Origin of the sequence: Aminobacter sp. P9b, from assembly GCF_045345995.1 — a bacterium.
In the GTDB taxonomy this organism is placed as follows: Bacteria; Pseudomonadota; Alphaproteobacteria; order Rhizobiales; family Rhizobiaceae; genus Aminobacter; species Aminobacter niigataensis.
This window is the reverse complement of sequence record NZ_CP150082.1, coordinates 4,128,367-4,150,504: the sequence shown is the minus strand read 5'-3', so window position 1 is coordinate 4,150,504 and position 22,138 is coordinate 4,128,367. Positions and strand designations below refer to the sequence as shown.

Sequence of the window (22,138 nt, the reverse complement as noted above, 5' to 3'; positions counted from 1 at the left end):
CCATGACGGATGCACGCGAGGTGAGGACCGCCTGTCCCTATTGCGGGGTGGGTTGCGGCGTGCAGGCGCGGGTTGCCGCGGACGGCACAACGTCCGTGCGTGGCGACCCCGGCCATCCCGCCAATTTCGGCAAGCTCTGTTCCAAGGGGTCGGCGCTCGGCGAAACGCTGGGCCTCGACGGGCGCGTGCTCCATCCCGAGATCGCCGGTCGTCGTGCCTCCTGGGGCGCAGCGCTCGATCTGGTGGCCCAACGGTTCTCCGAGACCATCGCGCAACACGGCCCGGATTCGGTCGCCTTCTATGTCTCGGGCCAATTGCTCACCGAGGACTATTACGTCGCCAACAAGGTGATGAAGGGGTTTATCGGATCAGCCAATATCGACACCAATTCGCGCCTGTGCATGGCCTCCAGCGTCGCCGGCCACAAGCGGGCCTTCGGCGAAGACATCGTGCCGGGCGTCTACGAGGATTTCGAACAGGCCGATCTCGTCGTGCTGGTCGGTTCCAACACCGCCTGGTGCCATCCGATCCTCTACCAGCGCCTGCTCGCGGCGCGGGCCGAACGCGGGACGAGGATCGTCGTCATCGATCCGCGCCGCACGGCCACTGCTGTGGAATGCGATCTGCACCTGCAGCTCAAGCCTGGCACCGACGTGCTGCTGTTCAACGGCCTGCTGGCGCATCTCGCGAATACCGGCGCCGCCGACCAGGCCTATGTCACCGCCCATACGTTGGGCTTCGAAGCGGCACTCAGTCTTGCAGCGGCCGACGCGCCCTCGGTGAAGCGCGTCGCCGAGGGCTGCGACCTTGCACCGGCGGAGGTCGCCGCTTTCTACGACTGGTTCGCGGCGACGGATCGAACCATCACCGTCTATAGCCAGGGCGTCAACCAGTCGGCACACGGCACCGACAAGGTCAACGCCATCATCAATTGCCATCTCGCCACAGGCCGTATCGGCAGGCCGGGCATGGGGCCGTTTTCGGTCACCGGCCAGCCCAACGCCATGGGCGGCCGCGAGGTCGGCGGGCTCGCCAACCAGCTGGCGGCGCATATGGGCTTCGACGATCCGTCCGCATCCGACCGCGTCGGCCGGTTCTGGAATGCACCCGCAATCGCCCGCAAGCCGGGCCTCAAGGCCGTCGATATGTTCGAGGCGGCAGGCGACGGACGCATCAAGGCGCTGTGGATCATGGGCACCAACCCGGCCGTCAGCATGCCGGATGCCGGCAAGGTTCGCGCGGCCTTGAAGTCCTGCGACTTCGTCGTGGTGTCGGATGTCACCCGCACCGATACCAGCCATTTCGCTAACGTGCTTTTGCCAGCGGCAGCCTGGGGCGAGAAGGACGGCATGGTCACCAATTCCGAGCGCCGCATATCGCGCCAGAAATCGTTCCTGCCGATGCCCGGCGAGGTCCGTCCCGACTGGTGGATCGTCGCCGAGACCGCTCGGCGCATGGGGTTTGCCGCCGCCTTCGATTATGCGAACCCTGCCGCGATCTTTCGCGAGCATGCAGCGCTTTCCGCCTTCGAGAACGACGGTGGGCGCCTGTTCGACATCGGCGGCCTCACCGATCTCACCGACGCCGAATACGAGGCGCTCGCGCCGCTGCATTGGCCGCTACCCTCGGATGCTTCGGCCGGCGTGCAACGGTTGCTCGGCGACGGCAGGTTCCCCACCGCGGACGGCCGTGCCCGTTTCGTGCCGGTCCGCCAGGAAGGCGCGGCACTGCCGGTCGACGCCGCTTTCCCGCTTGTCCTCAACACTGGCCGGTTGCGCGACCAGTGGCACACAATGACGCGCACGGGCCGCGTTCCCAGGCTGATGGCCAATGCGCCGGAACCGGCGATCGAGCTGAACGCTGCCGACGCCGTCGCGCTGGGGATCTCCGATGGCGACCTCGTCCGCATCGAAAGCCGCTATGGCGGCGGCCGGGCCAAGGCGATCACCAACGCCGGCCAGCGCAAGGGCGAAGCCTTCCTGCCGATGCACTGGAGCGGCCGCTTTGCCGCCAATGCCTCGGCCGGATCACTGTCGGCGTCTGTCACCGACCCGTTTTCGGGCCAGCCGGAGCTCAAGCACGTGCCGGTGCGGATCTCGCGCGAGCCTGTCGCCTGGGCCGGCGTGCTGATGACCCGCCGCGACCTCAGGCCGACAGGTTTTGTCCACTGGAGCCGCGCAGCCGTCCAGGGTGGCTGGGTCTACGAACTGTCCGGCACCGAGCCGCCGGAGCAGGGCATCCTGCTCGCTCGCCGTTTGGTCGACGTGGTGCCGGCCGACCAACTGCTCGAATATACCGACAGGCGCAGCTCGACATTCCGCGCCGCCGCGACCGATGCCGAGGGCAGGCTCACCGAGGCGCTGCTGGTGGCGCCGCACGGCCACCTGCCGGGGCGGGACTGGCTGCTGTCGCTGCTCGCTTCGTGCCAGCCGCTGTCGCCGCTCGACCGCCGCGCGTTGCTGTCGGGGCGTGCGCCGGTGCCGGTGCCGTCGGTCGGCCGCATCGTCTGCTCGTGCTTCAATGTCGGGGTGAACCAGTTGGCCATCGCGATCTCCGGCGGCAGCACAAGCGTCGACGAGATCGGCAAGCTGCTGAAAGCCGGCACCAATTGCGGTTCGTGCCGTTCGGAGATCCGGGCGATGCTCGATGCCGGCCGGCTTCAGGCCGCTGAGTGAGCTTCGCGCGGCGGACACGCGGCGTCAGTGGCGCTCAACAATCCAGGGCCTTGGGCGTCAGCCGCTTGCATGGGTAATATGCTGGAACCGGCGGAACATGCGCCAGCCGGTGGCCGCCAGCCTGTCGGCGGGCGGCGCGACCGGCAGGACCGGCTGGGTCAGCAGGCGGCGCAAATCCGCCGGCCCGACCTCGCTGGTCATGACGATGCGCGACAGCGTAAACGGGTCCTCTGTCGTCGAGGTCAAGGCATGGCGCACGCGGCAGGCCGACTGGAAACCCGCGCCGCGGACCAGCGCGCGCGTGGTGCGGCTGGAATAGCCATGCGGATAGGCAAAGCTGTGCACCTGCCGCTTCAGCCCGTGTTCGAGGGCGAGCTTGCTGTCGAGGATTTCGCGCGCGGCCTCGACCGCCGACAGGACGTCGAGCTGCGGGTGGTTGACGGTATGGGCGCCGATCTCGATGCCTTCGCAGGCGAGACCGCGAAGTTCGTTCCAGTCGAGCATGCGGCGCTCGCCCTCGCCACAGGCGGCTAGCCATTCGCTGGTCTTTCCGACGAAGCCGGAGACGACATAGAGCGTGGCGGCGAAGCCGTATCGCTCGAGTACCGGCATGGCGCCGGTGAGAAAATCGCACAGGCCGTCGTCGAAGGTGATGGCCACGGTGCGCGGCGGCACGGGCCTGTGCTCGCGGAAGATGGTCGCTAGCGCCGAGATCGTCACCGGGCGGAAGCCGCCCTCGACGAGAACCTTCATGTGCTGGTCGAGTTCCTCGGGCGTCATCATCCAGCGCCGGTAGGCCGGCGCGCAGTCGGTGTCGACGCTGTGATAGAGCAGGATGGGCACGGTTGGGCGCATGGCGGTCGACCCTCCTTTGGCGTAGACGTCTTGGCCGTTTTCCGGACGGGTGACACCGGATGTCGGGCGCCGCGAAGCGGCGTAGCGGCTGCGCAGATAATTTGGAACGCCGGCCGCGATGCCCAGGCGCTCGCGCCAGATTAGGGTGCCGGGATAGTCGCCCGGCAGGCGCTGGTTCTTGGGCGAGGTCGGCCCGGCCATGTGGGCAATGCCCGCGGGCATGGCGCGCGCCAGTTGCAAGGCTGCCGGCGGATCGTCGACGACGACCTTGGTCAGGTAGGCGCCGAGGCCCATGCCATAGCCGAAGGCCTGGCGGCGCATACCGTCCTCGCCGCGGCGATGATGATGCCAGACAAGCGCGCGCGGTTCATAGACCAACTGGAAGCCAGCCTGGACGACGGCGTAGAATGAGGCGAGGTCGTCGCCGCCGCGGGCAAGGGTGCCGGCGCCAAGGGCGGAATCGAAGCCGCCGATCTGGCGCAGCGCCTCGGTCCGGAACGCCATGTTGGCGCCCGATCCGAACTGGCCGGCGGTGAAGGGAAACAGCGAACCGGAAGGCCGGTTCCCGGCAAGGTCGAAGACCTTGCGCGCAAAACCCTTGCCGAAGCCGCCGTGCCGCTCCGTCCAGAACTGCGCCCGGGTATCGAGTTCCGCGGGCAGGATCAGGCCGGTGACGCAGCCGACCCGGCCGGCGCGGTCGAAATTCGCTGCCATCGCCGCCACCCAGTTGGGATCGACGATGACGTCGTCGTCGGTGAACAGCGCAAGCTCGGAGGAGATGTCGGCGAGGCCGGCATTGTGTGCGCGGCCGAGACCGGGAACGTCCTCCCTGACATAGCGTACCGCCTTGCCCCGGGCATAGCGCGTGGCGATCAGGTCGGCGGTCTGGCGATCCGACGGTGCATTGTCGACGACGACGATGTCGAAGGGCTCATAGGTCTGGAGAAGCAGCGAATCCAGGCAGCGCGCCAGGCTTTCGGCGCGGTTGCGGGTGGCGATGACGACGCTGGCGAACGGCCCTTCCTTCTTCGGGAGCGGCGCATCGTGCTGTAGCGCGTTGTTCTGGACCGCCTTGTGCTCGGCGATCCGCGCGCGCAGGTCGACAGTGGTCAGCACGTCGCCGTCGAAGGCAAACTCCATGGTCGAGACCGGGCGACCCATCCGCCGGACGAGGCAGAACACGCCGCCGTAACGCTCGCCGCTGATGGGTTCGAGCATCTGCACGTCGTTCATCGGCCGGCAGACATCGATATCGAGGACCTTGATCGGGCGGAACTGCGCTTCGCTCATGCCTGCCTCCATGCCCGGTTCAGCCGCGCGCCGAAATACCCCCAGACGGTGTAGCCCAATCCGAAAACGATGCCGCCTGCCCGCGCCAGTGCCCATGGGTCAAGCTTGAGCACGCTGTCGCCCAGGGCGCGCAGGATTCCTGCGGGCAGCACGCGCATGACGTAGCGATGCTCGCTGGCGAGCCCGTCCTGGGCGCCCACCGCCTTGACGACCTGGGTCTTGGAGCGGCCCTCGGCGAGGCAACGCTTGCGGAAGTAGCGCCAGCCGGCGCGCTCGGCTGTGACCTGATGGTGCACGCTCATCTGGGGGTCGTAGAGGATGAGGGCGCCCGGCATGGCCTGCGTGGCGCGGATGCAAAGCTCTGTCTCCTCGCAGCCGGCAGCATCGGCGGCGGTGCGGCCGATGCCTTCGCGAAAGCCGCCGGTCAGGTCGAAGACGCTCCGGCGGAATGACATGTTGCAGCCGATGGGATTGCGCACCGGTTCGATCCGGTCCGGCTGGCCGCGATAGCTGCAGCCGACAACCCACTGGAATTCCTCGGGAAACCAGCGCGGCCGGTCGACCTGCCACAACGGCAGCACACGGCCGCCGACACCAATGACCGAGGGGTTGTCGTAGTGGGGCAGCATGCGTGCCAGCCAATAGGGATCGGCAATGGCGTCGTCGTCGAGGAAGGCCAGGATGTCGCCGCTGGCGCGCCGGAGGCCGGTGTTACGGGCGCCGGAAAGGCCGCGCGCGCCTTCATTGACGATCACGGTCAGCCTCGGATAGGCGGCAAACACGTCCAGCCACAGCGGCGTGTTGTGGTCGATGACCACGATGACCTCGGTCGGCTTGCTGCGCTGGGCGAGTACGGAGGCGATGGCGCGGTGAAGCTGCTCCCGGCGATCGTCGGAATAGGCACAAATGATGACGGATACCTTGTCCCCCGAAGCCGCCATGACCGCCCGCCTAGATGCTGGGTTGTTGCAGACCGGCTGCTGCGCGGCGGCGCGCCGGCACCTTGGGCAGTGGTGAGATGCCCAGCCTGACAATCGTCTTGAGCACGCGCCAACCATCGGGGAAGGTGCGCAGGTTGCTGGTTCCGTGGATGCGCGGGAATTCCTTGCTTGCGACCTCGAATACATTGAGCTCGGCGCGAAGCGCCTGCACGTTCATCTGGGTCTCGATCTCGAAACCGGTCGCCTGTTCGAGGTTGAGGCAGGGCAGCACGTCGCGCCAGAAGGCGTTATAGCCGTAGCAGAGGTCGGTGAACTTGCCGCCGAAGCGCAGGCGCACAAGGCGGAGCAGGCCCCAGTTGCCGAGCTTGCGATACCATTCCATGTCGGTGGTGTCGCCACCCTGCATGAAGCGCGAGCCCTTGACGAAGTCGGCGCCGGCAAGCAGGGCGCCGACGAAGGCCGGGATTTCGCCGGGATCGGCGGAGCCGTCGGCGTCCAGAGTGATGATGATGTCGCCCTTGGCTGCGCTGAAGCCGGTGTACAGCGCTGCACCCTTGCCGCGCTTCTCCTGCTGCAGGACAATGATGTCAGGCAGCAGTTCGCGTGCAACGGCGATGGTGTCGTCAGTGGAATTTCCATCCACAAGGATGACTTCGTCGACCCAGGCAGGAATGTGAGGAAGAACGTGCGGCAAGTTCTTTGCCTCGTTCATGGCGGGGACCACCACGCTGATCCGTGCAGTGCCGCCGAGAGGCATTCCTGCTGCCTTGAAGATTTCCATAGCAGGTCGCTGCGGGAATGCTGCCGCCGTCATAACGCTTACTCCAACCCAAAGGTGGCGGCATTACCTGACGACTACGCGAACCAAACAGACCGGACGCAGAATAGCACCCTGGTGAAAACGACAATTTCGCAACCAGGTTGTTCCCGTGGAAAATCTGGACGCAAGTGCTTGTAAGCCCCACTCGCCAACTGAACTTTACCAATTTGTTTACCTTTTGTAAACCATGGTTAATATTCGTATCTATAGAAGGAAAATCAATATACATCTTAAAATATCGTACTTGTATGAGCGTGTTAGATTTATGTTTTGTGCGAGGTTATCTTTGGTCTAGATTGATTTATGCGGATCGAAGTTCCAAATTTACGCTTATGTTCGGTTGGGTTGCAATTCGTCACTTTTATATTATGCATCGCTTTAATAACGTTTCTATCAGCCGATACCTCGCAAAATGCGTTCCGACCGCTCGAATGCGTCGTAAAACCCGTGCTGGTTGCATTTTTTGGGAACGTTCACTCGGCTGGTCGCAATATTGTGATCGGTGGCAAAAAGAGTGCGCCAGGGCCGCGTCGTGCTGCGTGGTGTGGCCCGGCAGCTACTTTCCACAGCTCATTGTAGCCGCGGCGCATATAGTGCGCGCTAGCGAATGACGCTCGACAGTCCGCATGGTAGGTTGTCGTTAGATGACATGCGGCGGGGTTAGTCCAAATACGGCATATGATTGCAGTGCCGCTTTCCATTCCGCGTAATGCGGATTGTTCGAGGGTTCAATTTGCCTAGTTCGCACCAGCCTGCAGATCCCAGCAAACACGACGCCGTCGATGCCTGGGTTGTCCTGATGAAAAAGTGGGACGCCGCCTACAAGGATTATCTATCCGCGCGTAATGCGCGAGCTGCGGGCGAGGCCAAATCGGGTGATCCGAGCCCGGAACTGAAGCACCGCGAGGCCCAGGCGCTGGCATTGCTTGCCGAAATCAAGGCGGAGATGGACAAGGTTGTCGCCGACACGCGACAGCGTCGCGAGCCGATCGGCGAGTCCATTGTCGTGGGAACCATCACCACCGGCGAGGTCGAAAGCGAAAACCCTGGCGAAACGGGGACAAACCCATCCGAACGCTGACTCCGTTTCGGCCGGCCGGAAATTTCCGTCCCGGCCGCTTGCACGCGTTGCAGATCTCGCTTGTCACTCCGGCCGCAGGAAGCGGCCGTTGACCCAGCCCTCCTGGCCGCGGTAGCGCACCTTGCACCAGCTCTGGCCGTCCTGGCAGCCGAGATTGCGCAGGCCGCCGGCGTCGAACGGTATCTCGGCAACGACGAATCCGCGCGGCGAGGGCGTCGTGCGCATGTTGAGCACATCATCGGGCGTTACGCCGACGACGCGCCAGGAGCGCGGTCCCGGCAACGGCTCCGGACCGGGGCCAGGTGCTTCGCCGCGTCCGGCAACGCGGACATCGAGCGAAAACGGTGCCGGGCGGTTGCGCCGCGCTTCGGCGCGCACGAGATAGATCTGGATCGTATAGACGCCGGAGGCCGGCAGCCGGCCGTCCCATTGGGTCTGCTCGCGGGCGATGGTCCGGCCGCGCGGATCGAGCACGTTGAAATAGAGGAAGGTGTTGCGCGAATTGAGGTCGAGGCTCATGCGCTGGCCGGCGCGTGCCTCGAGCCTGTAGGAGGCGCTGATGCGGCCGATGACGATGCCGCGCACCGTCGTCTGCGTCGCGCCAGGGCGCATGCGCAGCGTTTCCACGCGCTCCTGCGCCGCCGCAACCTGCGGGAGGGCCGGCGCAAAAGCCAGCATGAGTGCCAGAAATACACTGCTACGTCGCATCATCTCGGTCCCCGAAAGAGAATCTGCTGCGATCCTAGCGCAATGGTTGCAGGAAGAAAGCCTGGCTGCGCAGTCTGCCGTCGCTGCAGTGCCTGCAGTCCGGCTCAGCCGCCGCTGATGGCGGTGAGCACGAATACCTCGACGCCGGGCCTGAGCTTCGTCTTCAGCGTCGCGCGCTCGCCTTCGACGAAGACGTTCATATGCTTGCGGATGGCAGGGCGGCTGTCGCAGATGCGGTCGCGCATGCCAGGCCAGCTTTTGTCGAGTTGGTCGACCATCTCCTTGACCGTTGAGGCCGTCATTTCCACCCGTCGCGGCGCACCTGGGAACAGGTCGACGAGCACGCCGGGAAGCCGCACCACGATGGGCGCGGCTTCAGCCTGATGTTTCCCGGTGCGGGATGGGGCGTCGCCGAGCATCTGCCTTTTCCCGTCAGTCCACCACAAGCGTTTCCACCGACAGGATCGAGGGCAAGTGCTGGGTGACGTTCACCCAGCTTTCGCCCTCGTCGGCGCTGGCGAACAGCGCGCCCGAACTGGTGCCGAAATAGACGCCGGCCGGTTCCAGCCGGTCGGTCGCCATCGCCTGGCGCAGCACGCCGATATAGGCGTTTTCCTGCGGCAGGCCGTTGCGCATCGCCTGCCACTCGCGGCCGGCGTCGCGCGTCCGCCACACGGCTGCCTTGGCGTCGGGGACATAGCGGCCGGCGGAATCGCCGTTGAGCGGCACCAGATAGAGCGTTTCGGGATCGCGCGGGTGGGTCGCTGCCGGGAAGCCGAAGGTCGAAGGCAGGCCCTTTTCGATGCTGACCCAGCGCTTGCCGCCATCGTCGGAACGGTACATGCCGCAATGGTTCTGCTGGTAGAGCCGGTCGGGCATACCTGGCGCCATGACCAGATTGTGCACGCACTGGCCGAATTCGGGGTAGTTCTCGCCCTCTGGCATGAAGTCGGCACGGGTGCCGAGATTGCGCGGCTCCCAGCTCTTGCCGCCGTCGCCGGTATAGAACACGCCGGCGGCCGAGATGCCGATCCAGATACGGTCGTGATCGTTGGGGTCTATGACCAGCGAATGCAGGATCAGGCCGGCGCCGCCGGGGTTCCAGTGCGGCCGGGAAGGGTGCTTCTGGAGCCCTTCGACGTGGCTCCAGCTCTGGCCGCCGTCGTCGCTGCGGAACAGGCCGGCGGGCTGTACGCCGGCAAAGAGGCTGCCATTGCCTTTGGCGAGGCTCCACACCGCCTTGATCGGCTCTTCGCCCTCGGCATAAGCGAGCCCGTCGCTCGAATGCGTCCAGGTTTCGCCAAGGTCGGTCGATTTCCACACCGCGGGGCCGAACCATTCGTTGCCGCCCGCGCCCCAGATGGTGCCGGTCTTCGGGTCGGCGACGACATGGTTCATCGGCCAAGTCTCGCAGAACGGCCCGCGCAGCTTCCACGAACGCCTTTCGGCATCGCTTTCGGCGATGAAGGCGCCTTTCTTGGTGCCCAGCAGGACAAGGACCTTTGCAGCCATCGTTCTCCTCCTACGGATGCGCGAACCTCAGAAATTGAATCCGGATCGGCGGCTATCGCATTCGAATATATGGCGTTCCCATCCGCCTGTGGCTTGCTTGCCGGCGCACCGGCTCCTCTCCGGTGCTGCCCGTCCATCAGGCGGAAGAGAGGAGTTTAGCGGCATTGCCGCAGGCCGAACAGCTTGCGGTCAGCGATCTGCTGACAAACGGCTCTGGGCCATCGCGCGGCGGGCAGGGACATTCAGGTTGACACCCGGCCATAATTCAATACCGGTCGAGCGTTAGATACATATGCTTCGCTTCTTCGGGAGATCAATCAGATGACCATCAACGTCGCTCCGGTGGGCTTGACGCGCGATCTCGTCGAGCGCGAAAAGTCGGGCAAGCCGATCCGCATCGGCCTGATCGGCTGCGGCGAAATGGGCACCGATATCGTGTCGCAGGTGGCGCATATGCCTGGCATCGCGGTTGGCGCCATTTCCGAGTTCCACCCCGAGCGCGCGTTCAAGGCGGCCGAGATCGCCTATCAGGAAAGCGGGCATGCGCGCGAGGCGACGAGCACCTCGGCACTCGCCGATGCGATGGAAAGCGGCAAGATCGCCGTGACCAACGATGCCGACCTCATCCTCAACAGCGGCCTGATCGACGTCGTCATCGATGCGACAGGCGTTCCGGCAGTTGGCGCCGAGATCGGCCTGCGCGCGATGGAGCACGGCAAGCACCTGGTGATGATGAATGTCGAGGCCGACGTCACCATCGGCGCCTATCTCAAGAGCGAGGCAGCCAGGCTCGGCGTCACCTATTCACTCGGCGCCGGCGACGAACCATCGTCCTGCATGGAACTGATCGAGTTCGTCTCGGCGATGGGCCACACCATCGTCGCCGCCGGCAAGGGCAAGAACAATCCGCTCAACATCGACGCCATCCCCGACGACTATGCCGAGGAGGCCAAGCGCCGCAACATGAACGTGCGCATGCTGGTCGAGTTCGTCGACGGCTCGAAGACGATGGTCGAGATGGCGGCGATCGCCAACGCCACGGGCCTGGTACCCGACAAGGCTGGCATGCACGGACCTTCGGCCACTTTGCCCGAACTCAACAAGGTGCTGGTGCCGCAAAAGGACGGCGGCGTGCTGACAAAGGTCGGCGTCGTCGACTATTCGATCGGCAAGGGCGTCGCCCCCGGCGTGTTCGTCATCGCCGAGATGTCGCATCCGCGCATCCGCGAGCGCATGGAAGACCTCAAGGTCGGCGAGGGGCCTTACTTCACCTTCCATCGTCCCTATCACCTGACTTCGCTCGAGGTGCCGCTGACCTGTGCCCGCGTCGTGCTGCACGGCAAGGCCGACATGGTGCCGCTGTCGAAGCCGGTCGCCGACGTCTGCGCCGTGGCCAAGAAGGACATGCAGCCGGGCGACAAGCTCGATGCCATCGGCGAATATTGCTACCGGTCGTGGATCATGACCGCGCCGGAAGCCCGCACGGCCAAGGCCATCCCATGCGGCCTGCTGCAGGGTGGCACCGTGACGGCGCCGATCAGGAAGGGCGAGTTGATCACCACCGCCAACGCTGCCGTCGCCCCCGGCTCGAAGATCGCGGAGCTGCGCGCAAGGCAGGACAGGCTGGTGTACGGGGCCGAAGGCTGACGGCAAGCGCGAGACGGGCGTTCCCATACCTGCCGTCGTTCGCCGTTCACAACCGGTATCGACTCTTTGCAGTTGTCGCCGCAGGATGCCCCTTGGTGAACTTGTGGGGACGGGTTCGGCATGGCGGGATCATTCGACAGGCCAAGGGTCGTGGATCGCCGTGGCTTGCTGTGGCTGCTCGGTGCGGCCGCAGCGCTGTCGGTGACTCCAGGCTGCGCGCGCTGGCGCCCCGAGCCCGGGCGCTGTGCGCTGACATCTGCCGATCCTGTGATCGACGTCCACTGTCACTTCTTCAATGCCTCGGACGTGCCGGTGCGAGGCTTCGTCGAATATGTCGCGCTCGGCGAGTTGCGCGATGAGTTCTTACCGCGGGCCGACGTCCAGACGAAAGGGCTCTTCAATGGCCTGATCGCGTTTCTGGTCGATATCCTGAGCCGCGGCGCGAAGGACGCGCCCACCGAAGCTGCCCGGTTGCGGTCCGGGACACCGCTCGAGCCTGCTTCCGTGGTGCAGCAGCGCAAGACCCAGATACTTGCTGACGCAATCCAGGAAATGGACCGCCGGGCAAGAGGCATCGAAACCTTCGGCAGGGGTGTCGAAGGTCTTGACGTCGAACCCGATTATCCGGCGCTGATGGAGCAGTTGGCCAGGGATGCCGACAGGCCGCAGGCGTTCAGCCGATCCCGGGCGTTGTCCCGCGTAGGCGCGATCGGGCTAGCCAACGGCCTGCAGCGCCAGCCAAGCGAAATGCAGCGCTACATCTATTTCGCGCTTTTGCTGCTAGACGATCGGGAAGCCATTGCACGCGAATACCTTCGCGTCTTTGCCCCGTCGGGTTGCGTTTCCTTGGTGACGCCAAGCTTCCTCGACATGGAGAACTGGCTCGGAAACAGCCGTGCACGGTCATCCATCGCCGAGCAAATAGAGGTCATGGACCTGCTTCAGGTCCAGATCGCGCGTACAACCGAGCTGCACATGCACAGCTTCGTCGGTTTCGATCCATGGCGTGAGGCCGAGGGCGGCGGCTCGCTGAAGCTGGTCAAGCGGGCAATTCTCGACTGCGGCTTTGTCGGGGTAAAGCTCTACCCGCCAATGGGTTTCCAGGCGTTCGGTAATGGAGAGATCAAGTTTCCCAAGGGCGCGCCGAGAGGGATGGAGATGGAGACCGCGCTTCGCAGGCTGTACGCATGGTGTGAATCGAACGACGTGCCGATCATGGCGCATGCGGAAAACAGCCTCGGCTCGCTTTGCGGCTACGGCCATCGGGCCAGCCCGTCCTGGTGGCGAGAGGCATTGCGTGAATTTCCGAAATTGCGCGTCAATCTGGCTCATTTCGGCAGCTTCGACGAATTGCGCACCCAGCCGGCGCCAAAGAGATGTTCCAAGGACGCTTTTGGGAAGGACGCCTGGGAGTTCATCGTCGGTAAGACGATAGCAGAGGACGGCAGGGAACATCTCTTTGCCGATCTCGGCTACCTCTACGAACTGACCAGTCCGCAGTTCGATGACCGGACGCGCTCCGAGATCAGGGGTTATCTCAAGCAGTTCCAGTCACGTTACGACCCTGATGTCCGGCATCTGCTCTACGGTACGGATTGGACGATGATCGCCAAGGAACTGGACAACAACAACTACATGTCCCGGCTCGGCGCGCAGCTGACAGCTGCTGGTTACACGCCCGAGCAGCAGCAGAACATCTACTGGCGCAACGCAGCGCGCTATCTCGGGCTCGGAAAGACCGACAAGACGCGCAACCGCCTGCGCGACTACTGCCTGAACCGCAAGATCGATGCGGATTGGCTGTCGGCATTCGACCAGTAAACTGGAAGATCTGCCCTCCGGCGGGGCCGAGCGCGTCGAGTAGCGACCAGCCCCTTTTTCGATCAACCCACTAGCCACGCCGGCATGCGGCGAGGATCGCTTCCCGCAGGTCCTCGCCGGTGATCGGCTTGTGGAGAATGCGAGCCCCGCTGGCGCTGACCTCCTTGAGCCGTGCCGGCGAGGTATCGCCGGTGACGATGATGGCGGGGACGGAGCGTCCGACATGGGCGCGAAGAGCCTGGATCGCATCGAAGCCGGTGACGCCGTCCGCGAGGCGGTAGTCGGCGACGATCAGGTCGACAGGAGCTTCGCCGGCGGCCAATGCCTTGGCATGGGCGCCTTGCGCTTCGGCGGCGGAGCGGCCGGCATAGACCCGATGCCCTTCCAGGCTGAGCAGCTGCACCATCGCGTCGAGAACGTCGCCTTCGTCCTCGACGACCATGATGCCGGCGGCAATGCCGGCAGGAGGCATTGCCTCGATCAGCCGAGGTGCTGCCGTCGTGCGGATATTGGGAACCGCGATCGAGAACATGGAGCCGCGGCCCGGCGTTGAGACCAGCCTGAGCGGATGCTTCAGCAGTTGGGCCGTGCGGCGGACGATCGCGAGCCCCAGGCCCAGGCCTTGCGTCCTGTCGCGGGCCGGGTTCTGCAATTGCACGAATTCCTCGAAGACCATTGTCTGCTGATCCCCGGGAATTCCCGGGCCTGTGTCCAGGACCTGTATTTCCACAAGACTGCCGCGCCTGCGGCAGCCGAGCAGGACGCTGCCTTCCGTGGTGTAGCGAAACGCGTTCGACACGAGGTTGTTGAGGATGCGCCTGAGCATCATCGGGTCGCTTTCGACCCTCAGGCTGCTGTCGGCCACGCGCCATGCGAGGCCGCGCTGTTTCGCTTCCCCGGCAAATTCGTCGTGGAGGTCGCGGAAAAGCTGGCGCAACGGCACCGTCTCGGGGGTGACGGTGACAATGCCAGCGTCGAGCTTGGAGATGTCGAGCAATGCGTTCAGCAGCCCGCTGAGGTTGCCGACGACCGACTTCGCCCGGCTTGCCAGGTTGCGGGCGTCGCCCGAAGGCACGTCGCCGCGCTGCCCCAGCATGGCGAGCGTCGAGACCAGCAGGCTCAAAGCATGGATCGGCTGGCGCAGGTCGTGGCTGGCCGCCGCGAGGAAACGCGTCTTGGCACGATCGGCTGTTTGTGCGCGGTCGCGCTCCTCCTCCAGGTGCACGACCAGGCTTTCGTTCTCCAGGCGCAGGCTGATGGTTTCGCGCAACATGCGATAGGTGATGCGGCAATAGTAGAAATTGATGGCCACAAGCGACGCGAGCAAAAACAGGAAGGCGCCGGAGAAGTCGCTTTCGGCGGTGATGCAGCGAATGGCGACGGGGATGACGGTTGCGAGGATCGAACCGATGAGAGCCGGCGGGAAGGCCGACAGCGAGGGCACCGTGCCACAGACGAGGCCAGTCAGCACGATGACGGTGAAGGACAGCACGGCCGGTTCCTCGGGCAGGAAGCCGGCCCAACCGAGCGCGCCCCATAGCAGCCCCGATACCCACGAAAAACCTGCCGCGAGCCATGCCCAGGGCATGAGCGAGCCGGAATCCATCCTGCGCCGAAAGAAGCTGCGCGACGCAAGGACGCGTGTTGCGGTAAGCAGATACAGCGCACCTAACCAGGTGGCCAGCCAAGTCGTGGAAACGGCATTGCTGAGCACGTATACGGCTGCCAGCGAAATGACGATGTTGGAGATGACCACGCCATAGGAATTGCGATACAGAAGCTCGATGAGGGCATGGCGTATCTTGGCTTCCTGCATCGTATGTCTCCGGCTTCCGGATGGATATTGACCCAACGGTCGCACCCGTGACGATTGATCTATCTGCAACTTGTTTCCCATAGGTTGGCGACCGGACAGATAAGCCTGTTATGGTCGCCGCATGAATCGCCCACTCACCGCCATCCTCGCCGACGACCATGCCATTGTCCGCGAGGGCCTCAAGCTGCTCATCTCAACAATGGACAACGTCTCCATCGTTGCCGAGGCAGCAGATGGCGAGGCCTTGTTGAGGCATGTCCGGGAGGCGCGCGCGGACCTGCTGATCCTCGATCTCGGCATGCCGGGCGTGGCCGGCATACAGTTCATCTCCGACATCAGCGCCTTGGCGCCTCGCATGAAGATCCTGGTCCTGACCGCAAACATCGAGCCGCGGACGGTGCGTGCCGCGATCGAGGCGGGCGCCAGCGCCTATCTGACCAAGGACGGCGATCCAGAGGAACTGGGGGCGGCGATCGAGGCGGTGAAGAAGGGCGGAACATATCTGGCGCGAACCGTCCGCTTCGCGATCAGCGAGCCGAGCCGAAACGGCGGGCCCACGCAGGAAATCGTGTCGCCGATCCCGCTCACGCGACGCGAGCGTCAGATCCTGGGGCTGGTGGCGCATGGCATGACCGCGCGCGAGGTGGCCGAACGGTTGGGCATCAGTCCCTTGACCGCCCGCAAGCACCGGGAAAACCTGATGCGCAAACTCGATCTCCATAGCGCCGCCGAACTGACCACCTATGCGGTTCGCCTGGGGTTGCCCGCGGGCTGAACCCGGCAGTCCTGGTAGTATTGCCTTAACCATCTCCACATTGGTCGAAAGCGCGGGCGAACCAAATACGGCACCTGCCGTATGTTTTCGCGCCGGAGCCACGCCTATTCCTCCCAGCGGCCAAATCGTCGGGGGAGGAGCCGTGATGTTGTCGCTGGAGCTTTTGGTTCCGTTCGCTGTCGCAACGCTTGCCTTCGCCTGCATGCCGGGCCCCGCGATCCTCTACATGACCGCGCAGACCCTGGCGCATGGCCGCCAGGCCGGGCTGATGGCCGCGCTCGGCATTCACCTCGGCTGCTACGTGCACATCGTGGCGGCGACCGCCGGTCTGGCCTCGCTCATCACCCATGCGCCCGTCGTCTACGAAGCCATCAAGCTTGCGGGCGCTGCCTATCTGGTGTGGCTCGGTGTCACCATGTTCCTCGGCTGGAACAAGACCTCGGAAGACAATGGCGATGCAGGGTCGAGCACGCTGCGCGACAGCATCGTGGTCGAGGTGCTCAATCCGAAGACCGTGCTGTTCTTCCTGACCTTCCTGCCGCAATTCGTCGATCCGGCGGCGACCATGCCGCTGTGGCTCCAGTTCATGATCCTCGGCATGATCGTCAATCTCGTATTCTCGATGGCCGACGTGGCGGCCGTCGGCATCGCCTCGCTGGCACTTGGCCGGGTCAGCAAAGGCAAGGCGGAGTGGATGGTTCCCAAGGCCTGCGGCTCGATCCTGATCGGGCTCGGCGTGGTGCTGGTCAGCCAGCACCAGTGACAACGCTTGCAGGGCACGCCTGTGAAGACCGGCAGGGGCGGGCCGCATTGTGCGAGCCTTGTCCCATGACGATGCGGGACCACGGTAGGCCAGGACCAGCCATCATTGCGCCCAGCCGCCGCCGTGGGTGGATAGTTCAGCGCCGCCATGCCAAAGTCGTGGCAAGATTACAGCCATGAAGGGCGCGCACTGTCTTCAGTTGGCAGTGTCGTTTGACAAGAGCCAATCGATAGGGGCCGCTTCCTTCTTCCCATCCGCAACCGATGTTGAGGATCCACAAGATGACGGGCATACGAACTTACCTGCTGAGCTTCCTCCTCTTTGTTCCCGCTCTCCTTGCCGGCCTTGGTGGCGCCAGTCTGGCGCATGACTACCCCGTCGCGGCGCCGGCCGAGCCTCTCGTCGCGCCGACAGGTACCGTCCTGTTCGAAAACGTCAGGATATTCGACGGCAAGGCAAGCACGCTGTCGCCGACGTCGAATGTGCTGGTCAACGGCAACCTCATCGAGCGCATCTCGACCGCCCCTATCGAGGCGGCGGGCGCGAAGGTGATAGCGGGCGGCGGCCGCGTGCTGATGCCCGGCCTGATCGATGCGCACTGGCATGCGATGCTGATCGCGTCGACTCCGGCAGAGGCAATGAGCGACATCGGCTTCGCCAATCTCGCAGCAGGCGACGAGGCAACGCATACGTTGATGCGTGGCTTCACGACGGTGCGCGATGTGGGCGGTCCGGTGTTCGGTCTCAAGCGCGCGATAGACAGCGGAATCGTCGTGGGACCGCGCATCTATCCATCCGGCGCCATGATCACGGTGACCAGCGGACATGGCGACTTCCGGCAATTCAGCGACCTGCCGCGGACGATCGGCGGCCCGTTCACGCCCATGGAGAGAAACGGCGGCAGCATAGTCGTGGACAGCCCGGATGAGGTGCGCTTGCGTGTCCGCGAGCAGTTCATGCAAGGGGCCGCCCACGTCAAGCTAACAGCCGGCGGCGGCGTGTCCTCGCCATTCAGCCCGCTCGATGTCACCACCTTCACCGAACCCGAATTGCGGGCCGCGGTCGAGATCGCCGAGAATTGGGGCACTTACGTCATTGCGCACGCCTTCACGACGGACGCGATCAAAATGGCAATCGCGGCCGGCGTGAAATGCATCGAACACGGCTTCCTCATGGACGAGGAAACCGCCAAGCTGATCGCCGAGAAGGATATCTGGCTGAGCTTGCAGCCGCTTCCGGAGATGATGAGGCTGGGTCTTCGGGAAGGCTCGGTCGAGCGGGCCAAGGCGGAAGAGGTGTGGCCGGGCATCGGCCGGACATACGAACTGGCGAAGAAGTACAAGATCAAGACGGCATGGGGGACGGACGTATTGTTCTCCCGCGATCTGGCGCGGCAGCAGGGCGCAATCCTTGCTTCGCTCATCCGCTGGTACACACCTGCCGAAGCCCTCGTGATGGCGACCGGGACCAATGCCGAACTGCTGACACTTTCCGGGAAGCGCAACCCTTATCCCGGAAAGCTGGGCGTGGTGGAGGAAGGCGCGCTGGCCGATCTGCTCCTTGTCGACGGCAATCCGCTCGAGGATCTCCAGCTGGTCGCTAACCCCGAGACGAGTTTCCTGGTCATCATGAAGGATGGCCGCATCTTCAAGGATACCCTGCCGAACTGATGGCTCGTCAGGGGGGCGAACCAGTTCGAGCCCGCTATCTGGCCGGTCGCCAACGTGTTGTCGGCGACCGCGAGGAACTGTCGGGACCGGGCCTGACTCTGACAATTCACTGGAGAGCCTGAGGACCTTCAGGCAGCTCGGCAAGTTCCGCGCAGAGTGTCAGCGCCGCCATCACGACATGGGTCCTGTTCCATCCTGCCATTTCCGCAATGCTCAGGAGCTTGACCAGCGAGGGTTCGAGCGCGAACTGGCATTGGGCCAGATACTCCCCGTCCTCCGGTTCCAACGTCGGGCTGTTGATGCGCAGGGGCTTGGTCATTGGCGTCACTTCAGGAATTCCAGTCCAGCAATAGATGCGAAGTCGGATCGCTATGTCTCCCGCGCAAGCCGATCGACTGTGGGACAATGATCTAAAGCATTGACATAGGTGAAGATAATGAATTCCAGTCTACTCACTTGAGTGGAATTCATGTGTCATGACGAAAAAGCGGTCGATGCCCCACCTGCGGGCGCTTCAGTCCTTTGAAGCCGTTGCACGGCATCTTTCCGTTTCCCATGCGGCCCAGGAGCTTGGCGTGACGCAAAGTGCTGTCAGTCACCAGATCCGGCGCCTGAGCGAAGAACTTGGCGAGAGGCTGGTGGAGCGGCAGGGTCGCGGCCTCGTGCTGACCGAGGCGGGGCGTCGCCTGGCGCTGGAACTCGACCGTGCCTTCGATCTCATCGAGCGCTCGGCGGCGCAGGTCGTCGGAGCGGCCAATGGAACGGTGCGCCTTGCCGCCTATGGGACCTTCGCCAGCGGCTGGCTGGTCCAGCGGCTGCCCGAGTTCTTCGCCCGGTACCCCGACATCGATCTGCAACTCATCACGGTCAGCGAGGAGGATGAGCTAAGCGACAGGGTGGCCGATGCTTTCATCACGTCCGTGCCTTCGCAGCGCGGATATCGGAGCGTTCTGCTCAAACGGGACCACCTGATCGCCGTCGCTCCCCCAGATCTGGGCCCCTGGCCGTGCCCCTTGATTACGACCGAAGTTTCGCCGTCTGCGGTAGGCGCCGATTGGATCGATTACTGTCGTCACAACGGCCTCGAGCTTTCGACCTTCCAGAAGGAGAGCTGGAGGCTGTGCACGCATTATCAGCTGGCGTTCGATATGGCCCGAGCCGGCATTGGCGCGGCGCTGGTTCCTGACTTCCTTGGCGAACGGGGTATCGCCGAAGGAACGTTGCAAAGGGTATACGGTGAGCCGATGCCGACCGGGTCGAGCTACTACCTGTCCATCAAGTTCAGCCGCAGCCAGGAGCGGGCGCTGGCGAGTCTGACGCAATGGCTCCGCGCGGCCGCGCGATAGCGCCGGGGAATGATGAACTCATGTCATGGCCGGAGCATGCATGGGTGCCGGCGCTCCCGGGCAATTCGCCTAAGCCTCGAGCGCGCCTGACCGGGCGTCGTTGCTCGGCCGCGTGCCGACCAGCTTGACCAGGTCGTCGCCGGCGCGGGTGGCGCGGTGCGAGCGGCGGGTCAGGATGTAGCCGTCCTGCGGCGCCAGCACCTCCACCCTGCCGCCGTCCTCGCCGGGCGCGCGCACGATGGTGGCGAGGCGCGTGCCCGCCTTGACCCGGTCGCCCGGCTTGACGTCGTAGAGGATGGCGCCGGCGCAAGGTGCCGGCACCATCTCGATATGCTCGATCGGCGCCACCACGCCGTCGAATGCCTTCCTGGTTTCGACCGACGTGTCCTCGATCACCCCGCGCGCCACCAAGAGCCGGTAAAGGCCTTCGCCATCGGCTTCGGCGATGCCGGGATAGACGTCGGAGGTGCCGCGATATTCGACCGTGGTGACGACCCGGCTTTCGAGCCTGGCTTGCCGGCGCGGCATCTTGAGGTAGGGATGCAGTGACGCTTCGTCGAAGGACGAACCCGACTGGCCGCCCCACAGGATGACTGCATCGACGCCCATGTTGGCGGCACAGTCGGCCATCGCCGGCCACAGCTCCTCGGGCACGTAGAGATAGGCGACGCCTTCGTCGTCGCAATGCAGGTCGAGCACGATGTCGTGGCCGACCGAAAGCTTGAGCAGCCGCGCCTTGAGGCGCTTGTCGGCCGACATCGGCACGTCGTCGCCGGGCAGGAGTGACACATCCGGCCTGTCGAGCAGCGGAAAGTCGCGGTTGTAGTTGGTGCGCGTGCCGAGGTCGAAGCGCCCCTGGGCGGCATGGAACAGCAGCTGGTTGGCGCCGATCGGGTTGGCCCGCGGCACGATGGTCAGGTTGCCGCGTATGCGTCCTTCGGCGGCTGCCTTGCGCAGTTTCGGCATCAGCGCGTCGATGGCAACGACGCCGGGCAGTTCGTCGCCATGGAGTGCCGCCTGGATATAGGCCGACGGTGCCTCGGCCGACGATCCTGAGATGCGGTAGACCGGCATTTCGTAGGCGATGCCTTCGCTGTCGCCACGGATCGTCTCGACGCTCTTCTTCATTTTTGTCCCCGAATCTCTTGGTCCGAACGATAGATCATCGCGCAGCGACGCCGTCCTGATCCAGCAGGAAGCGTCCGCCACGCCAGACCTTGGGTAAGCTTAAGCGGTCGCCGCGCCCCACTGCTTCATCAGTGCCACGGAGCGCGCGAGCTGCGGGGCGGCGTGAAACTCGTGGCCAAGTGTCGCCGCCGCGCGCCAGGGCCAGCGTGGATCGGCAAGCAATGCGCGACCCAGCGCCACCATGTCGGCGCGGCCTTCGCGCACGATCGCATCGGCCTGGGCCGGCTGGTCGATCATCCCCACCGCACGCACCGGAATGCCGGTCGCCTGCTTCACGGCTTCGGCGAGATGAACCTGGTAGCCGGGGCCGGTGCGCAGGCTCTGGTGCGGGGAGTTGCCGCCGCTGGAGCAGCAGATATAGGCGATTCCCGCATCGCGGTAGGCCTTGGTCACCTCGATCGCCTCGTCGAGCGTGAAGCCACTCTCGACCCAGTCGGTCAGCGACATGCGCGCGCCCAGCATCAGGTTGGGTACGGCATCGGCTACGCGGCGGGCGATCTCGATGGCAAAGCGCATGCGGTTTTCCAGCGAACCGCCCCATTTGTCGGTGCGATGGTTGGACAGCGGCGACAGGAACTGGTGCAGCAGGTAGCCATGGGCCGAATGCAGCTCGATGAAGTCGAAGCCGGCGCGCTCGGTCCGCTTCGCTGCCTCGACGAAATGTCCGACGGTCTGCTCGATCTCGGCCTCGCTCAGCGCATGCGGCACCTGCCAGCCGTCGGCATAGGCAATCGCCGAGGCAGAGACCACCGGCCAGGCATCCTCGTTTGGCGCCAGCGGGCCCGAGCCTTCCCATGGACGGCGGTTGGAGGCCTTGCGTCCGGCATGGGCCAGTTGCACGCCGAATTTCGCACCGGGCGTTGCCACGCGCCTGGCGGCGTCCAGCGTCCGCTTCGCCGCCGCCTCGTTGGCATCGGAGTAGAGCCCCATGCAGCCATGGCTGATGCGGCCGCGGCGCTCGACGTCGGTCATCTCGACGGTGATCATGCCGGCGCCGGACATCGCCAGGTTCATCCAGTGCTGCAGGTGCCAGTCCGTGGCGGAACCATCGTCGGCCGAATACTGGCACATCGGGGCAACGGCGATGCGGTTGGGGAGTTCGAGCTGGCCGAGGATGATCGGCGAGAACAGATGGGCGGTCATGGCGGCTCCGATTATCAAGCCGTGCGAATGTAAGGCGTTGGCGATTTCCGACAACCGTATTGCATGGGGCCAGCGCGTGTTATCAGT

Annotated in this window: 18 protein-coding genes; 8 read left to right on the top strand and 10 right to left on the bottom strand. The window is 64.6% G+C overall.

Features of this window, described 5'->3' with window-relative positions; translation table 11 throughout:
- Positions 1–2: 2 nt before the first annotated feature.
- Positions 3–2,675: a molybdopterin-dependent oxidoreductase gene (locus WHT83_RS20410; RefSeq protein ID WP_406872228.1), complete on the top strand. Its 2,673-nt coding sequence runs from the start codon at positions 3–5 to the stop codon at positions 2,673–2,675.
- Positions 2,676–2,732: 57 nt separating this feature from the next.
- On the opposite strand, the gene WHT83_RS20405 is transcribed toward WHT83_RS20410, so the two are convergent.
- Genes WHT83_RS20405 through WHT83_RS20395 form a run of 3 tightly spaced genes read right to left on the bottom strand, consistent with a single transcriptional unit; the run spans position 2,733 to position 6,518 of the window.
- Positions 2,733–4,820 (bottom strand): glycosyltransferase, encoded by a 2,088-nt coding sequence (locus WHT83_RS20405; protein WP_406872227.1) that lies wholly within the window; start codon positions 4,818–4,820, stop codon positions 2,733–2,735.
- Complete coding sequence (locus WHT83_RS20400; protein WP_406872226.1) at positions 4,817–5,761, bottom strand: glycosyltransferase family 2 protein; 945 nt, start codon at positions 5,759–5,761, stop codon at positions 4,817–4,819. Before WHT83_RS20400 ends, WHT83_RS20405 begins: the two co-directional genes overlap by 4 nt.
- Before the next feature lie 10 nt (positions 5,762–5,771).
- Entirely contained in the window at positions 5,772–6,518 is a 747-nt protein-coding gene (locus WHT83_RS20395) for a glycosyltransferase family 2 protein (RefSeq protein ID WP_199914631.1), read from the bottom strand.
- Between the two features lie 862 nt (positions 6,519–7,380).
- On the opposite strand from WHT83_RS20395, the gene WHT83_RS20390 reads away from it, so the two are divergent.
- Entirely contained in the window at positions 7,381–7,662 is a 282-nt protein-coding gene (locus WHT83_RS20390; RefSeq protein WP_406872225.1) for a hypothetical protein, read from the top strand.
- A gap of 63 nt (positions 7,663–7,725) precedes the next feature.
- On the opposite strand, the gene WHT83_RS20385 is transcribed toward WHT83_RS20390, so the two are convergent.
- From WHT83_RS20385 to WHT83_RS20375, 3 genes are all read right to left on the bottom strand, one after another.
- Positions 7,726–8,373 carry an SH3 domain-containing protein gene (locus WHT83_RS20385; RefSeq protein WP_108607541.1) on the bottom strand — a complete coding sequence of 216 codons (648 nt, stop codon included), beginning with the start codon at positions 8,371–8,373 and terminating at the stop codon, positions 7,726–7,728.
- Between the two features lie 101 nt (positions 8,374–8,474).
- Entirely contained in the window at positions 8,475–8,789 is a 315-nt protein-coding gene (locus WHT83_RS20380; RefSeq protein WP_183260217.1) for a MoaD/ThiS family protein, read from the bottom strand.
- A gap of 13 nt (positions 8,790–8,802) precedes the next feature.
- Complete coding sequence (locus tag WHT83_RS20375; protein ID WP_406872224.1) at positions 8,803–9,882, bottom strand: WD40/YVTN/BNR-like repeat-containing protein; 1,080 nt, start codon at positions 9,880–9,882, stop codon at positions 8,803–8,805.
- Between the two features lie 321 nt (positions 9,883–10,203).
- Between WHT83_RS20375 and WHT83_RS20370 the strand changes: the two genes are divergently transcribed.
- Entirely contained in the window at positions 10,204–11,529 is a 1,326-nt protein-coding gene (locus WHT83_RS20370) for an NAD(P)H-dependent oxidoreductase (RefSeq protein WP_406872223.1), read from the top strand.
- 120 nt (positions 11,530–11,649) lie between these two features.
- Complete coding sequence (locus WHT83_RS20365) at positions 11,650–13,350, top strand: amidohydrolase family protein (RefSeq protein WP_406872222.1); 1,701 nt, start codon at positions 11,650–11,652, stop codon at positions 13,348–13,350.
- A gap of 70 nt (positions 13,351–13,420) precedes the next feature.
- Here WHT83_RS20365 and WHT83_RS20360 read toward each other — a convergent pair whose 3' ends face one another.
- Positions 13,421–15,166, bottom strand: coding sequence for an ATP-binding protein (locus WHT83_RS20360; RefSeq protein ID WP_406872221.1), 1,746 nt, complete (start codon positions 15,164–15,166; stop codon positions 13,421–13,423).
- A 121-nt stretch (positions 15,167–15,287) separates the two neighbouring features.
- Here WHT83_RS20360 and WHT83_RS20355 point away from each other — a divergent pair, with 121 nt between their 5' ends.
- The 3 genes from WHT83_RS20355 to WHT83_RS20345 all read left to right on the top strand — a co-directional run bounded on the left by WHT83_RS20355 (position 15,288) and on the right by WHT83_RS20345 (position 18,374).
- A complete protein-coding gene (locus WHT83_RS20355) occupies positions 15,288–15,941 on the top strand; it encodes a response regulator transcription factor (RefSeq protein WP_108607547.1) in 654 nt (217 codons plus the stop codon).
- Between the two features lie 145 nt (positions 15,942–16,086).
- Positions 16,087–16,704 carry a LysE family translocator gene (locus WHT83_RS20350; RefSeq protein WP_108607548.1) on the top strand — a complete coding sequence of 206 codons (618 nt, stop codon included), beginning with the start codon at positions 16,087–16,089 and terminating at the stop codon, positions 16,702–16,704.
- A gap of 281 nt (positions 16,705–16,985) precedes the next feature.
- Positions 16,986–18,374 carry an amidohydrolase family protein gene (locus WHT83_RS20345; protein ID WP_406872220.1) on the top strand — a complete coding sequence of 463 codons (1,389 nt, stop codon included), beginning with the start codon at positions 16,986–16,988 and terminating at the stop codon, positions 18,372–18,374.
- Between the two features lie 106 nt (positions 18,375–18,480).
- On the opposite strand, the gene WHT83_RS20340 is transcribed toward WHT83_RS20345, so the two are convergent.
- Positions 18,481–18,693, bottom strand: coding sequence for a hypothetical protein (locus WHT83_RS20340; protein WP_108607550.1), 213 nt, complete (start codon positions 18,691–18,693; stop codon positions 18,481–18,483).
- 157 nt (positions 18,694–18,850) lie between these two features.
- Between WHT83_RS20340 and WHT83_RS20335 the strand changes: the two genes are divergently transcribed.
- Complete coding sequence (locus tag WHT83_RS20335) at positions 18,851–19,720, top strand: LysR family transcriptional regulator (RefSeq protein ID WP_406872219.1); 870 nt, start codon at positions 18,851–18,853, stop codon at positions 19,718–19,720.
- Positions 19,721–19,789: 69 nt separating this feature from the next.
- Here the strand turns inward: WHT83_RS20335 and WHT83_RS20330 are convergent, their stop codons facing one another.
- Together WHT83_RS20330 and WHT83_RS20325 are read right to left on the bottom strand one after the other, a co-directional pair.
- Complete coding sequence (locus tag WHT83_RS20330; RefSeq protein WP_406872218.1) at positions 19,790–20,848, bottom strand: succinylglutamate desuccinylase/aspartoacylase family protein; 1,059 nt, start codon at positions 20,846–20,848, stop codon at positions 19,790–19,792.
- A 99-nt stretch (positions 20,849–20,947) separates the two neighbouring features.
- A complete protein-coding gene (locus WHT83_RS20325) occupies positions 20,948–22,051 on the bottom strand; it encodes an NADH:flavin oxidoreductase/NADH oxidase (protein WP_406872217.1) in 1,104 nt (367 codons plus the stop codon).
- Between the last annotated feature and the right edge of the window lie 87 nt (positions 22,052–22,138).

Bases quoted from the DNA above. Each gene is read 5' to 3' on its own strand.
- WHT83_RS20370 (WP_406872223.1), top strand. From the start codon at position 10,204: ATGACCATCAACGTCGCTCCGGTGGGCTTGACGCGCGATCTCGTCGAG.
- WHT83_RS20400 (WP_406872226.1), bottom strand. From the start codon at position 5,761: ATGGCGGCTTCGGGGGACAAGGTATCCGTCATCATTTGTGCCTATTCC.
- WHT83_RS20375 (WP_406872224.1), bottom strand. From the start codon at position 9,882: ATGGCTGCAAAGGTCCTTGTCCTGCTGGGCACCAAGAAAGGCGCCTTC.
- WHT83_RS20410 (WP_406872228.1), top strand. From the start codon at position 3: ATGACGGATGCACGCGAGGTGAGGACCGCCTGTCCCTATTGCGGGGTG.
- WHT83_RS20385 (WP_108607541.1), bottom strand. From the start codon at position 8,373: ATGATGCGACGTAGCAGTGTATTTCTGGCACTCATGCTGGCTTTTGCG.
- WHT83_RS20355 (WP_108607547.1), top strand. From the start codon at position 15,288: ATGAATCGCCCACTCACCGCCATCCTCGCCGACGACCATGCCATTGTC.
- WHT83_RS20350 (WP_108607548.1), top strand. From the start codon at position 16,087: ATGTTGTCGCTGGAGCTTTTGGTTCCGTTCGCTGTCGCAACGCTTGCC.
- WHT83_RS20345 (WP_406872220.1), top strand. From the start codon at position 16,986: ATGACGGGCATACGAACTTACCTGCTGAGCTTCCTCCTCTTTGTTCCC.
- WHT83_RS20360 (WP_406872221.1), bottom strand. From the start codon at position 15,166: ATGCAGGAAGCCAAGATACGCCATGCCCTCATCGAGCTTCTGTATCGC.
- WHT83_RS20335 (WP_406872219.1), top strand. From the start codon at position 18,851: ATGACGAAAAAGCGGTCGATGCCCCACCTGCGGGCGCTTCAGTCCTTT.
- WHT83_RS20340 (WP_108607550.1), bottom strand. From the start codon at position 18,693: ATGACCAAGCCCCTGCGCATCAACAGCCCGACGTTGGAACCGGAGGAC.
- WHT83_RS20325 (WP_406872217.1), bottom strand. From the start codon at position 22,051: ATGACCGCCCATCTGTTCTCGCCGATCATCCTCGGCCAGCTCGAACTC.
- WHT83_RS20330 (WP_406872218.1), bottom strand. From the start codon at position 20,848: ATGAAGAAGAGCGTCGAGACGATCCGTGGCGACAGCGAAGGCATCGCC.
- WHT83_RS20365 (WP_406872222.1), top strand. From the start codon at position 11,650: ATGGCGGGATCATTCGACAGGCCAAGGGTCGTGGATCGCCGTGGCTTG.
- WHT83_RS20390 (WP_406872225.1), top strand. From the start codon at position 7,381: ATGAAAAAGTGGGACGCCGCCTACAAGGATTATCTATCCGCGCGTAAT.
- WHT83_RS20395 (WP_199914631.1), bottom strand. From the start codon at position 6,518: ATGCCTCTCGGCGGCACTGCACGGATCAGCGTGGTGGTCCCCGCCATG.
- WHT83_RS20405 (WP_406872227.1), bottom strand. From the start codon at position 4,820: ATGAGCGAAGCGCAGTTCCGCCCGATCAAGGTCCTCGATATCGATGTC.
- WHT83_RS20380 (WP_183260217.1), bottom strand. From the start codon at position 8,789: ATGCTCGGCGACGCCCCATCCCGCACCGGGAAACATCAGGCTGAAGCC.